Annotated in this window: 12 protein-coding genes; 1 reads left to right on the top strand and 11 read right to left on the bottom strand. The window is 50.4% G+C overall.

The window, feature by feature from the left end:
• Nucleotides 1-12 precede the first annotated feature (12 nt).
• The 8 genes from O9139_RS02960 to liaF form a co-directional block, all read right to left on the bottom strand.
• Complete coding sequence (locus O9139_RS02960; RefSeq protein ID WP_270877961.1) at nt 13-969, bottom strand: 4-hydroxy-3-methylbut-2-enyl diphosphate reductase; 957 nt, start codon at nt 967-969, stop codon at nt 13-15.
• Between the two features lie 68 nt (nt 970-1037).
• Nucleotides 1038-2513 (bottom strand): sensor histidine kinase, encoded by a 1476-nt coding sequence (locus tag O9139_RS02965; RefSeq protein ID WP_270877962.1) that lies wholly within the window; start codon nt 2511-2513, stop codon nt 1038-1040.
• A 2-nt stretch (nt 2514-2515) separates the two neighbouring features.
• Entirely contained in the window at nt 2516-3205 is a 690-nt protein-coding gene (locus O9139_RS02970) for a response regulator transcription factor (RefSeq protein WP_270877963.1), read from the bottom strand.
• Between the two features lie 118 nt (nt 3206-3323).
• Nucleotides 3324-4895, bottom strand: a complete 1572-nt coding sequence (locus O9139_RS02975; RefSeq protein WP_270877964.1) for a S1C family serine protease — start codon at nt 4893-4895, stop codon at nt 3324-3326.
• Nucleotides 4896-5083: 188 nt separating this feature from the next.
• Nucleotides 5084-5497 carry a YugN family protein gene (locus O9139_RS02980; protein ID WP_270877965.1) on the bottom strand — a complete coding sequence of 138 codons (414 nt, stop codon included), beginning with the start codon at nt 5495-5497 and terminating at the stop codon, nt 5084-5086.
• A gap of 87 nt (nt 5498-5584) precedes the next feature.
• Complete coding sequence (locus tag O9139_RS02985) at nt 5585-6241, bottom strand: response regulator transcription factor (protein ID WP_270877966.1); 657 nt, start codon at nt 6239-6241, stop codon at nt 5585-5587.
• 1 nt (nt 6242) lies between these two features.
• Nucleotides 6243-7298: a HAMP domain-containing sensor histidine kinase gene (locus O9139_RS02990; RefSeq protein ID WP_270877967.1), complete on the bottom strand. Its 1056-nt coding sequence runs from the start codon at nt 7296-7298 to the stop codon at nt 6243-6245.
• Between the two features lie 8 nt (nt 7299-7306).
• A complete protein-coding gene (gene liaF, locus O9139_RS02995) occupies nt 7307-8392 on the bottom strand; it encodes a cell wall-active antibiotics response protein LiaF (protein ID WP_270877968.1) in 1086 nt (361 codons plus the stop codon).
• A 283-nt stretch (nt 8393-8675) separates the two neighbouring features.
• On the opposite strand from liaF, the gene O9139_RS03000 reads away from it, so the two are divergent.
• The gene (locus tag O9139_RS03000) at nt 8676-9965 is read left to right on the top strand and encodes an ammonium transporter (protein WP_270877969.1); all 1290 of its coding nucleotides are present in this window, start codon (nt 8676-8678) and stop codon (nt 9963-9965) included.
• Nucleotides 9966-10031: 66 nt separating this feature from the next.
• Here O9139_RS03000 and O9139_RS03005 read toward each other — a convergent pair whose 3' ends face one another.
• From O9139_RS03005 to O9139_RS03015, 3 genes are all read right to left on the bottom strand, one after another.
• A complete protein-coding gene (locus tag O9139_RS03005; protein ID WP_270877970.1) occupies nt 10032-10409 on the bottom strand; it encodes a hypothetical protein in 378 nt (125 codons plus the stop codon).
• Between the two features lie 78 nt (nt 10410-10487).
• Nucleotides 10488-12017 carry a methyl-accepting chemotaxis protein gene (locus tag O9139_RS03010; RefSeq protein WP_270877971.1) on the bottom strand — a complete coding sequence of 510 codons (1530 nt, stop codon included), beginning with the start codon at nt 12015-12017 and terminating at the stop codon, nt 10488-10490.
• A gap of 303 nt (nt 12018-12320) precedes the next feature.
• On the bottom strand, nt 12321-13064 hold the full coding sequence (locus tag O9139_RS03015; RefSeq protein ID WP_270877972.1) for a 3D domain-containing protein: 744 nt from the start codon (nt 13062-13064) through the stop codon (nt 12321-12323).
• Nucleotides 13065-13128: the final 64 nt, after the last annotated feature.

Raw genomic sequence — 13128 nt, forward strand, 5'->3', positions numbered from 1 at the left:
ATGGTTTAGCAGTCACTCACTGCTCGCAGCTTTGGACTTAACAGCCGGAATGAGTTTCTTCATATTTATAGTACGTTTTATTTCCCAACTGGTTTCATCTTTTACGTCATAATTCTCTAAATAGGTGATCACTTCTTTGGTGATCGGCGTAGGCGTTGAAGCACCTGAAGTCACACCGACCTTGCGGACGTTAGCCAGCCATTCTTGCTTCAGTTCCGAAATATCAGCGATTCTGTAAGCCTTAACCCCAGCAATCTCTTCGGAGACTTGAGCGAGACGATTCGAGTTGTTGCTCTTCGGGTCTCCGACAACAATAACCAGATCCGCTTCTTTCGCTTGCTCTCCAACAGCCTCTTGTCTGACTTGCGTAGCCAGACAGATTTCATTGTGGATTTCCGCTTTCGGGAAAAGCTCCAATAAGCGGCTCATAATATGTTTGATATCCCACTGGCTCATGGTCGTCTGGTTCGTAATAATGATGCGCTCCGCCTGAATATTCAGCCGTTCCGCCTCATCGAGCTTCTCAATTAGATGCACCCTTCCCGGTGCGACACCGATTGCGCCTTCCGGCTCTGGATGACCTTTCTTGCCGATGTAGATCACATCGTAGCCGTCTGCCACCTTCTCGCGAATGAGGTCGTGTGTCTTCGTTACGTCCGGACACGTTGCGTCTACGACAGTCAGCCCTTTGTCCCGGGCTCTCCGGCGCACTTCCGGCGAGACGCCGTGAGCGGTAAAGATGACGGTCCCTTTCTCTACCTGCTCTAAAATTTCGAGTCGGTTCTCCCCATCGAGCGTAATGACGCCTTCATCTTTGAAAAAGTCCGTCACATGCGCGTTATGGACAATCATACCTAATATATAGATCGGTCTAGGCAGATCGAGGTTCTTGGCGGTTTGCATCGCTAATGCCATAGCGTCGACTACCCCATAACAATAACCTCTTGGTGATATTTTAACAACTTCCATTTCTTGCACCTGCCCGAAATAATTATTTGTGAAAAATGTTTGAAAATGTCTTCTTATATTATAACGGATTACACCTGGAGAGGGAAGTTAGCTGGCAGCCAAATCACAAAGGTACTTCCTTCATCTTTGCGTGTTTTCACTTCAACTGCGCCTCCATGCTCGTCAATGATCCATTTGGCAATCGACAGCCCCAACCCCGTTCCACTCGTTTGCCCCCTGGACAAGTCCGCCCGGTAGAAGCGATCAAATATATGAGGAACATCCTCTTTATCCATCCCGATGCCCGTATCCGCAATACGGATGCCGATCAAGCCCTCTTGCCGCTCAGCTTCAATGGATACCGTGCCTTCCTTGGTATATTTGAACGCATTTTCAATAAAAATGAAGAGCAGCTGCTGCAAGTAATCCCGATTGCCGGTAACAACGGCATTCTCCAGGGCATCCAAGCTGCCCACGTGCCATTCTGCCGTATGCGCCAAAAATTGCGCGCGTCTAACCACTTCTTCCACTACCGGCAGCATATCCACCGGCGTCTTCTCCATTACGACGCCCGCATCCGCTCTCGCCAGCGCGAGCAAGTCGTTCACCAAGCGGCTCATCCGCTGGGCTTCTCCGGCTATGTCATGCATGGCCTCCAAGGACATCTGGATTTGATCGGACGTCGCCAATTGTGCGTTGCCCGATGTCATTTTCCACATCTTCTCGAGCAAATCCACGTTGCCGCGAATCGTCGTCAGCGGTGTGCGAAGCTCGTGCGATGCGTCGGACACGAAACGGCGCTGCGCACGGTAAGCATCGTCAAGCTCTGTGTAGGTTACTTGAATGCGGGACAGCATGCTGTTAATCGTGTCGGTCAGCCTGCCGATTTCATCCTGCGGGCCTTCATACAAGATGCGCTTCTCCAGGTCATCGCCGCTTTCAATTTGGCTGGCAGCTTCGATCACCTGATCGATCGGCTTGAGCGCTTTACGCGCCAGGAACCAGCCTAGCGAAGCCGCGACGAAGATCGTCAGAATCGCCCATACAATCAGCGTATACCCCAACATGTCAGAAGTTCTTTCATAGCTGCCAATCGGTACAGCTGCCTGCAGAATGCCGATAAGCTTGGGTGCGCTCGACGTATCATAGATACCTTGATTGTAGATCAGGATATCTTGGCCGACCACCTTTGTTTTATCGAAAAAGCCGTCGGTCTGCTGCAGCTTATCTAGTGTCGCTTTCGTGATGGGTAAAGTCACATCATAATTTTGCAAATTCGCTGAACGGTTGTAGCTTTTAAGCTGAACATTATATAATTGCAAAAACGTGTTCGTCGAATAGATGTCGCGGCTTACAAGCTCCAAGTCAATGACAAGCCCTTTTTGCGATAGGGCAATACTTTTTTGAACGCGCGAGTAAGTGTCCTCTGCATTTCTTTGCAATTCCTGACGCACTTGGTCATAAAGAAAATAGTTCAACAGAAAATACAAAACAATCCCGAACAACAGCATTGTCAGCGCCAATATGCCGGAGTACCAAAGCGTTAGTCGGAGGCGAAGAGACATGATTACGAATCTCCTCTCAGCACATACCCCGCTCCCCGTACGGTTTGGATCAGGCGTTTATGTCCATGCTCCTCGGTCTTCTGACGCAGCAGAGCGATGTACACCTCAAGCACATTGGACTCTCCACTGTAATCGTATCCCCAGATTTTTTCCATAATGACATCACGGGAAAGCACCCGCTTCGGATTTAACATAAACAAATGCAGCAAATCAAACTCTTTGGTCGTAAGCTCGACCAACTTGTCCTCTCTAAACACTTCACGCGTATCCAAATCAAGCGTAAGATCCTCGTAATGCAGCCGGTTCGTCGGCTGTTCAGGACGCTCTGCTTTGCGGCGCAGCAGGACGCGCACCCGCGCAAGCAGCTCTTCGAGCGCAAACGGCTTGACCAAATAATCGTCGGCGCCAAGATCCAACCCCTTCACGCGATCGCTAATCTCATCCTTCGCCGTCAGCATAAGAATCGGCACTTCGCTCCCGCTTTCACGAACCCGGCGCACGACTTCCCAGCCATCGATCTGCGGCATCATCACATCAAGAATCAGCAGATCAGGGTCACTGCTCATCATCTGTTTCAGCCCTTCCGCTCCGTTACCCGCGGTATGAACCGAATACCCTTCGAAAGCCAAGCCTCTTCTCAGCATGGAAGTAATTTTGTCATCGTCATCTATCACCAAAATTTGTTCTCTCATCTCACATCCACCTCTCTTTTACCATTGTAACAAAAAATGGGTTGAAGCAAAAAGAAGCGGAGCCTGCAAGCTTGCGGCTGCGGGACTCCACTTCCTTGTATCACTTATGAACGACTTCTTACTTATTCGCCGTTTCGGTCAGCGTGTTTTTGTCACCGACAGTTACAGGTATTTCTGTGCGTTTACCGTCACGGATAACACCCAGCGTCACTTTGTCGCCGACTTTAGCCGCTTGAACCTTTGTGATCAACTCTTGCGAGTTCTTCACTTTCGCACCGTTGATATCTACAATCACGTCGTATTGACGCAGACCTGCTTGGAATGCCGGGCTCTTACGTTGAACGCTGCCTACTAAAGCACCATCTGTATTGGACAGCTTCAATTCACTAACCCAATCTTTACCAATATCCTGCAACCCTACACCCAAATATGGAACAGGCTCTTTCGGAATTTGTACGTTGTTCTTCAAGTTCTCAAGAACAGAAGAGATCGTGCTTGTCGGGATGGCGAAGCCAATACCTTGAGCTTGCGAGCTTACTGCTGTGTTAATACCGATAACTTCACCGTTCAAGTTGAGCAGCGGTCCGCCGGAGTTACCAGGGTTAATGGAAGCATCCGTTTGCAGCAAGTGCTTATATTCGCGAGTGCCTTTGGAATCCGGGATGCTGATCGGACGTTCCTTCGCACTAAGTACACCAACCGTTACTGTATGATCAAAACCGTACGGGTTACCAATGGCTACAACCCAGTCGCCAACATTCACATCCTCAGCTTTGCCAAGCGGAAGAATTGGGAAATCTTTATCGCCTTCAATTTTCAGAACGGCCAAGTCCAGATCATAGCTGGTGCCCAGCACTTTAGCTGTGTAAGGTTTATCGGTGCCTTGAACGGTAACTTGAACTTGGTCCGCACCGTCGATCACGTGTTCATTCGTTAGGATGTAACCGGTTTTCTCGAAAATAAATCCAGTCCCCATGCCCGCGGCTTGCAAGTCTCCGTCGCCGGAATCTCCTTGGCCTTGATTCGGGGCTGCACTGCCACCGCCGTTATCGCCAAAAAATTGACGGAAGAACGGATCATCGAACAAGGAATTGCCGCCGCGCGTGGACTGCTTGGTCTTCACAAGAGATTCGACCTTCACGATGGCAGGCCCAGCGTTTTGCGCGATTTCCGAAATATTATTCGGGCGGGCCACATCAAGTCCAACGTTCTTGACTTCACCGTTGCTACCGGAGCTCTTTGTCGTGGTCGAAGCGGCGGAGGAGCTACCCGAGCCCAGCGGCTGATTGCCTCCAGTGAAAAGGTTCATCTTGTCTGCGCTGAACATCAGGCCGCCTACGACCAAAGCGCCAGCCAAGAAGGCTGCGAACATGCTCTTCGCTGTGGAGCGCTTCTTCGCTTTCTGATCCCAAGGTCCGCTTGGGCCTTGTTGTCCGCCATCGGATTGGAAGCTGAACGGACGCAAGTTCTTAGGTGGCGTCACTTCTACACTCGACGTTCCTTCCGAACTGGAAGCCGAAGTCGTGAGTGAATCGGGCTGGTTATTGTCTTGAAAGGCTGATTTGTAAGGACCGTAAGAATAGTAGTAAGACTGTCTCTCTTGCTGTTCATGCCCTTGCGATGGTTTATCGCTATTATCATTGTTCTGCGGCTTGTAGAAGTCGCTGTAATCTTTCTTGTTATCGTCCATGTTTCTTACCTCCACATTATCGGTTGTCGAATACGTTGTATGCATGGGTATTTTAATAAATTTTAGTAGGTCACGCTGTCTATAGTCCTATCATGCACCCACAACCTTAAATCAATATTAAAAAACAATAAAATGGAGGTAAAAAAGCGTTTTTATGCGGTTTTAATAGAACATTCGTGGTGACCTTATCATTGAATCCAGGCTTGTTCGACTTGCTTCAGCACCTCGGACGCCTGATTGACCCATTTGTCATCCACCTGCGCATCCGGGTCCACCGGCGATTGGAATTGGTCCACTAATGCACCGTAGGTCTCGGCCTCAGCCCCTGTACTTAACCCTTCATTGTAAAGATGCTTCAGGACAAACGGAGCCCCCAGCTGGACAATGGCATCCGTCGCCTCGGTATCGCCTTCAATCCTTCCCGTCACCACCTGAAAAGGAATACGCAGCCAAACCTTATTAGCATCATCTAAGGCCCTGTCAAAATATCCATGGTCATACTCCCAATTGCCGCCCAGGGAGAATTCGAATTCATGCAAGTGATCACGCACACTGTCAAAAGACTCCTTCACCTGCGTTATGGATGATGATAGTGTTTTCATAGCAGACACTCCTTAGGCGTTCGTAATGTTGTACTTACCCATAGAGTGTGCCAAATTGTTGTTTTTATGTGCGGTTATTCCCTGTTCTTAAACCCAACCTTTGCGATGGGCATAGATGGCTAGCTGTGTCCGGTCCTCCAGCTCACATTTCATCAACAAATTGCTGACATGCGTTTTGACCGTTTTGATGCTGATGAACAGCTCTTCCGAAATCTCTTTATTGCTCTTCCCATCGGCAATGAGAAGCAGCACTTCCTTCTCGCGGCTTGTCAGGCCGTCTTCCTCCGGCGCCGCATTGCGTTGGCGGATGCCTCTGGTGAGGGCCAGCGATACTTCCGAGTTCATCACAGGCATGCCGCGGTAAGCGCTTTGAATCGCATGAATAAGCTGGTCGGATGAGACGGTCTTGAGCATATAGCTAATCGCTCCCGATTCGACAGCCTCCACCACTTTGGCTTCTTCCAAAAAGCTGGTCAGCATAATGATCCGCACCTCGGGATACTTCTCGCTAATCGCCTTCGTTGCTGAGATCCCATCCATGACAGGCATGGTCAGATCCATCAAAATCACATCGGGGAAAGCGGCGTTCGATGTACGGAGCTGCTCCAATCGATCACATGCGTCCTTCCCGTTACCCGCTTCCTCGATGACTTCCATGTCTGGCTCCAAAGAAATATACGTCCGCAGTCCAACCCGGACCATATCATGATCATCGACAATCATTACTTTGATCGTTGTGCTCATCCTATTCTTCCTCCTTAACCGACGTAGGCGCTAATGTCTGTTCCGCAAAGCGCGGAATTTTAACCCGAACACGCGTTCCCAGCCCTATTTTGCTATCGATTTCTACTTGACCGCCTAGCTTCTGCGCCCGTTCTCTCATGGTCGATAGCCCGTGAGAGGCTGAGGGGATGTCGCTGCGCTCGAAGCCTTGGCCATCATCCTGCAGTTGGAGCACATACTGGTGCTCCCGCTCATATATCGCCAGCCGCACTTGCGTCGCCGACGCATGCTTCACCACATTGGCGAGCCCTTCCTGGATAATGAGAAAAAACTGATGCTCGATCGCCTCCGACATCGCCCCGCCGACCATAACATCAAGCTGGCCCTGGAGCTCATGGGTTCGGCAGTATTCCGGAAACCATTTCTCCAGAGCTTCTTGCAGGCTCATGTCATTCAGTTCGATCGGTCTTAGCTGCGAAATTAAGCCGCGCATCTGCTTCTGCGCATGATGGGACATTTGAATAAGCTGATTCATCATGCCCGCGGCAGCGTCAGGGTTTCTTTCCAAAATTTTAGGCAAGGAAGAGGCTGACATATGAATCGCGAACAGCTCCTGGCTCACCGTATCGTGCAGGTCTCGGGCAAGTCGGCGCCTTTCCTCCATCACCGCAACTTCGGTCAGCTCTTGATCGCGGATCGCTTCCGCTTCACCCAGCTTCTGAAGCAGCTGGACGCGTTCTTCGATGGCTGAAGCCATCGTATTGAAAGCATCGTAGAGATATAAAAAGGGCTCCACCGGCTCGATCTCAATCCTGCTGGAGAAGTTGCCTTTAGAAATTTCAAGCATCGCCAGATGCAGCTCGTCAACTTTGCGCTGCCATCTTTTGGTCGCGACATATCCGACTGAAAGACATACCGCGATAACCGCGATAATGAACCACAACCGGAATTCCCATGAAGTCAGCGCTTCTTGGAAGTATTCGAGCACGATGTAAAAGCTGGAAGCACTAATAATGCTGGAGATGAGAAAATAATTCAGCAGCTGCCATTTCATATTAAATGCGCGCAATTTATACATACGGCTTCTCAACCTATCCTTTTAATGGTGACATCTCCGATAAACATGCTTGTCGTAACGACCAGCTTGCGTTCCGCTTCCTCATAATGGGAGGTTTGCGTTCTCACGCTGCGCAGGAAGCCGCTCTCACGACGATCCAACACCTTCATATCGCCAATAAACGAACTCGCCATGACGCGAACTTCCACATCGATATCGTTAGGGATAAAGATTTTGACATCTCCAATAAATGCCGTCACTTGAATCGGTGTCTCACCTACTGGAATTACAGCACTGGTCAGATCAATGACCGAGTCGCCGATAAAATGGGAGATTTGGACAGGCTTCAGCTCCCAAGGGTCTTGGCCTAAATGCACGTCGCCAATGAAGCCGTGGCGGTGCACGACATCGCCGCCATCGAAATTCCGAACAAAGTCATGATAATGATGCTTATGCTCATGGCGTATATGAGGTCTTCGCAGCGGTGTCTCGAACTTCGCAGAGGGCTCCGGCTGAGCAGGCTGTGCAGGTTCGTCCCACGGTGCGCGAAGCTTCTCCGCACCAAACTCCCCGTGAATATCCTTGAGCACCGCCTTCTCGTCTTCGCTAAGCTCGCGCTTCTCATCTTCAGCCGGCGTTTTCTGCTCTTTCCGCTCCAAGCCGCTCCAATCTGCATGCTGCCAGTGATTGCTGAATTTGTTATGCATCTCGCGTTTGAAAGCGCGCTTCGCCTCTCTAGCGCGCAGCTTCGCTTCCCATTCCGCTTCATTACGCCGCGGCCTGAAGATAACGCCAAGCCCAAACAGGATGAGCGCCACCGGCCATAAATATTGAAACATCTCGCTGATGGACAAATGGGTTAGCTGCAAATTTTTCAATAGAAATATCGTGCCTACTGCACCCAGGATCAGCCCCCATATGGATCCGCCCCAGTGATGCTTGCGCTGAAAGAAAAAACTGCCCAATCCATAAACAATGAGGATAGCGGGCCAATACGTAGTAAATAAATAGGCAATATCGATATGAATCAATCCCATCTGATCCAGCAGGAAGAACACACCTGCCGCGACGAGCACCAGCCCCCAGATCACGCGCCCGAATATATGCGAGTTCATACTTGCTTCCTCCATTTATGTGCATGTTGGTTAAGATACTTCTAGTCTATAAGATGCGGACAGGATTGAAAAGAGACGAGGGATTGAAGGCGTCCTCGGTCTCTAGACTGAGTTTTTTACGATTGTGTGGATGCCGATGAAAATACCTCACATGAGATCCGAACATTCGCCGTTAAATGTCATGTATTCTTACGCATTTCGTTGACATCATTATCATCAGAACCGTATAATTGTGAAGCAAACAACCTCGTAATCAGCCCATTCTGCAAGGAGAGAGAAGAATATGGATGCAATTCAGCAGCTGACGAGCGGTTTGGACACCATCTGGGTCGTCCTGACGGCAGCAATGATATTACTAATGGAAGGCGGCTTCGCCCTACTGGAAGCTGGCTTCGTCCGGCAGAAAAACGCCGTGAGCATCATCATGAAAGTATTCGTTGATATCGCATTCGGCGCACTTATATTCTACTTCGTCGGATTCGGCCTGATGTATGGCCGGGATGCAGGAGGCTTCATCGGCACCTCAGGCTTCTTCATGGGAGGAGACTTAACACACATTCAGCTCTCCATCTCGCATGAGACGTATTGGCTGTTTCAATGCGCCTTCGTTATTGCCGTAATTTCAATCGTATCAGGCGCGGTCGCAGAGCGTGTTAACTTTCGCGCCTATATTCTATATACCATCGCCATGACAAGTTTGATCTATCCGATCGCCGGCCACTGGGTCTGGGCCGTGAACGGCTGGCTGGGCAAGCTCGGCATGGTCGACTTCGCCGGCTCTGCCGTCATCCACGCGCTCGGGGGCTTCTCCGCCCTCGCCGCCGCAACGATCATCGGCCCGCGGATCGGCAAGTTCTCCGCGAACGGCTCCGCCAATATCGTACCGCCATCCAATCTGCCGCTGGCCTCCGTAGGCGCATTCATCCTCTGGTTCGGCTGGTTCGGCTTTAATTCCGGCAGCACGCTGAGCGCGACGAACAGCTCCATCGGCCATATCGCCGTCACGACGATGCTGGCTGCTGCCGCCGGAAGTGCAACGTGCATCCTGTTCACCATGATGCGTTATCGCAAGGCAGACCCGCCGATGGTCATCAACGGCGCGCTCGCCGGCCTCGTCGGCATCACCGCAGGCTGCGCCTTCGTCAGCGACGTGGCTGCCATCTTGATCGGTGCCATCTGCGGCATCGCCATGGTCTATGCGACGGAGCTCCTCGAGGCCCGAGGCATCGATGACCCTGTCGGCGCATTCCCTGTGCATGGCGTAAGCGGCAGCATCGGCACCCTGGCCGTCGGCTTGTGCGCGCAGCCGAATGCCATCAAAGAAGGAACCGCCGGCTTGTTGTACGGCGGCGGCTTCGAACTGCTGGGCGTGCAGGCGCTGGGCCTTGCGATCATTGGTATTTGGGGCTTTGTCCTGACTTGGGGCGCGCTGAAAGTCATCAACCGGATAACGCCGCTGCGCGTGAGCAGAGACGAAGAGATGGTTGGACTGGATGTCGGGATTCACGGAGTTCCGGCGTACAGCCAGGAAGAAGGGTTTATCGACATCGGGCAGCTCAAGGGCGGCAAGTAAGCAAAGCGGGATTCATGGATACAAAAAAAAGGTTGAGCGGAACGCCAGTTCCGCTCAACCTTTTTATTATGTTAGATCTTGCTCTATCTCTTCAGGGATGGAAATCACATCGTTCGGCTTCGATTCATTCATAATTTTGCGTGCCCGCTCAATTTCGGCTCGGAGCTTCTTCACTTGCTCCATCGGCTTCTTTACATAATGAATATATTCAACCGCCAGATGGTGGTCAGGTTTCTTACCAGAGAACATGCGACGCAATGCGGACATTGATTGATAAGCGCGCTCTTCTTTCATTCTCTTCATTTCGTAGCGCTCAACGACTTGCTCAATTTCGGAGGCTTGCTGCTCTTTCCGGGCAATGTAGGCTTCCAGGAACGGAAACACTTCCGCCGCACGTCTTGGTCGGCCTAGAGGTCCTTCCTCCGATCGCAAAATATTCAACATGATAACTCACCTATCTCCCCATGTAAGCATTCATTACAGTCACTTTATTTTACACCATAATAAACGATTTGAGAACCATTATTTTAGGATTAAATCGATGCCTACAACACCAATCGGAGCTCCCGTGTCATCTATTACCGCTTTCGATAAGGTGATACAAGGCTTCTTCGTGATAGCTGACACATACTCCGGCGAAACAAACAGTTCGCCATTCATCGCACGCTTCCACCATTCGCGCCCCTTGGCATTCACAAGTCCCGCTTCCGGCAAGGAGAATATAAACGTGCCATCCGCACGATTAGACCAAATCGCCTCAATCCCCTCCGTCCGTTGCAGAACCGCACTCAAACTAACGGTATGTAACTGCTCGTCCAACGATGTGATGTCAGGTTTGAGCACCAGGGCGCTTAGCATCATCTTCATTTCTTCCGTATTAAGATTCACTGTAGCTGCAGCTTGCTTATGAATGTCGATCGCTTGAATGGCTTGAATGAGTTCAGTCGAAGAACGATCGAGGTTGCGGTTCGTATTCTGCAGCATCAGCACTTCTTTGCGCTGCTTCTTCATCTGGCCGAGCGTCCGCTCCACGCTGCCCATCGTCTCGTTCATAAGATCTACCACTTGTCCGAGGGTGAGGGTCGTCCCTTTTACAAAAGAAGATTGCTGCTTCGTGGAGTCCGTCGTGCTGGCAACGAGTTGGTTCACATGAAGGATCAGGTTATAAATGGTATCCATCTTCTCCTTCATCACTTTCATTTCCGCGATGCCGTGTGCGACGGATGCTTTCTCCTGCTCGACCGCAGCGACGACCTGAGATACCCCAACTTCGATAGCGTCCAAAATTTCTGACGAACGAGTGACGGCTTCATGGCTCTGCGCTGCCAGTTTCTTAATCTCCTGCGCGACCACCGAGAAGCCTCGGCCATGCTCGCCCGCCCTCGCCGCTTCAATCGAAGCATTCAGCGCCAGCAGAGATGTCTGTGATACCACTTCCGTAATGAATGTGTTGATTTCTTCAATCTTTGAGGTATGATCCGTCAAATTCTGAATCTTGGATTGCATCGTGTCCGAATTCATATGCAATTCATTCATGACCGCATCGGTCGTGTTCAAGGAACGGCTCACATCGATGACCGTGTCCTTGGTCTGTTCGCTCTCCTCATGCATATGCAAGGAGGAATCCATGATCTGCTCCGCCGCCGCCGCAACTTGCTGAATCGCAGCAAAAGCTTCCTGCAGCTGCTCTACGGCTTGATTGCTGCGTGTTTTCAGCTCTTCTTCGCCTTGGATCGAGGCATCGGCGATTGCCGTTAGCTGATCGATGGAACGGTTAACCTCCTCCACCGCAGCAGCCAGCCTGTCGGCAACGACCTGCGACTCCTGAACGAATGATTGAATCTGCTCCTGCTGACGCAAGCCATGAAGATCGGCGCTCCGACCTGACTGCCACCGGGTATACAGCCAGAAGCACAAGCCAGCGCACACAAAAACAATCGGGACAACTGCTTCTAGATGCCATGAAGGCTTCATCACCGCAAATAAACTGACAACTAATCCGATTACAAGAATGACGTAAACGATACCGCTTTGTTTTTTACCCCCACTCATTCCAACATGCCCCTTCCCAGATAAACCCATGTTATATTTTGTTACATTATATCGAAAAAAGCAGGAGATGAAAAGAACAAAAAGAAGAAGCCCCAAGGGACCTCTTCTTGTCTGCTATGTGCTTTTGGTGATGCTTATTTATTCTGGTTTTGCGGCTGCTTTTTGTTAGGTACAGATGTTTCCGCAGCAAATTCTACGTCTTGCGCTTGTTGTTTGTTGTTTTTGTTCTTTGCCATGATCAATCACCTCCCCTAAAAATATTGTGTCCCTTTTTAGAGAAGTTATGACGAAACTTTTCGGCGATCACAGCGCTTGGGTCGGTGAAATTATTTCGTCCTTGAGCTGGTTCCAGATGACCTCCGTCACTTTGCCTGTGCCTTTTTTCACAATAAACACTGTAACCGTCTTTTTGCCCCATTCCTTGTAAACCTGATCCTTCGTGTCGAAATACAGATCAATTTTCTTGCCTTTGATGGCACTGCCCGTGTCTGCAACGACACCATAGCCATAACCGGGAATGAACAGTACGGTTCCAAGCGGGAAAACGGTTGGGTCTGCAGCAATCGTAGATAATGCTTTGTCATCACGCTTCACTTTAACGCCAGAATAGGTAATACCGTATTCCGGATGGCCTGGGGTTTTGCCTGTGGATTCCTCCCCTGCGGAATAGCCCGTAGCGACAACTTCTACGGCTTTCAGCTTGGATAAGTCCGAATTCAGTTTCGGAATATAGCGATAGCTGATTTGACGAACACGCTCCTGGATAACCGGCATCGCTTCGGATTCCGCCTCCATGGCAGATAGAGTTTCGTTTTGCGCTAATGAATCTATATAGGTGACGGACTCCGCCTTTCCATTGCTAAGCACCTTACTTCCAGCCGATTCACTGCCAGCATGCTGCCAATCCGCGGCAACCTCCGCTTGCGCCTGCTGCTGAGGCTCCGTCACTTTGACTTTAGCTTCATCTTGTCCGAAAAACGCGAGCAAAACGTTCACAACCATCAACAAACTGAACCATTTGGACTGGCTAAACAATTCGGTAAACATTTTTTTGATACCTCCCCCTACTATAGCAGGTTGTCCAATTCCTTCTGCAAACATACTCTGGATG

Origin of the sequence: Paenibacillus aestuarii, assembly GCF_027789125.1 — a bacterium.
Classification (GTDB): domain Bacteria; phylum Bacillota; class Bacilli; order Paenibacillales; family NBRC-103111; genus Paenibacillus_E; species Paenibacillus_E aestuarii.

Coding starts and splice junctions, on each gene's coding strand:
- O9139_RS02960 (WP_270877961.1), bottom strand. CDS start 969: ATGGAAGTTGTTAAAATATCACCAAGAGGTTATTGTTATGGGGTAGTC.
- O9139_RS02965 (WP_270877962.1), bottom strand. CDS start 2,513: ATGTCTCTTCGCCTCCGACTAACGCTTTGGTACTCCGGCATATTGGCG.
- O9139_RS02970 (WP_270877963.1), bottom strand. CDS start 3,205: ATGAGAGAACAAATTTTGGTGATAGATGACGATGACAAAATTACTTCC.
- O9139_RS02975 (WP_270877964.1), bottom strand. CDS start 4,895: ATGGACGATAACAAGAAAGATTACAGCGACTTCTACAAGCCGCAGAAC.
- O9139_RS02980 (WP_270877965.1), bottom strand. CDS start 5,497: ATGAAAACACTATCATCATCCATAACGCAGGTGAAGGAGTCTTTTGAC.
- O9139_RS02985 (WP_270877966.1), bottom strand. CDS start 6,241: ATGAGCACAACGATCAAAGTAATGATTGTCGATGATCATGATATGGTC.
- O9139_RS02990 (WP_270877967.1), bottom strand. CDS start 7,298: ATGTATAAATTGCGCGCATTTAATATGAAATGGCAGCTGCTGAATTAT.
- liaF (WP_270877968.1), bottom strand. CDS start 8,392: ATGAACTCGCATATATTCGGGCGCGTGATCTGGGGGCTGGTGCTCGTC.
- O9139_RS03000 (WP_270877969.1), top strand. CDS start 8,676: ATGGATGCAATTCAGCAGCTGACGAGCGGTTTGGACACCATCTGGGTC.
- O9139_RS03005 (WP_270877970.1), bottom strand. CDS start 10,409: ATGTTGAATATTTTGCGATCGGAGGAAGGACCTCTAGGCCGACCAAGA.
- O9139_RS03010 (WP_270877971.1), bottom strand. CDS start 12,017: ATGAGTGGGGGTAAAAAACAAAGCGGTATCGTTTACGTCATTCTTGTA.
- O9139_RS03015 (WP_270877972.1), bottom strand. CDS start 13,064: ATGTTTACCGAATTGTTTAGCCAGTCCAAATGGTTCAGTTTGTTGATG.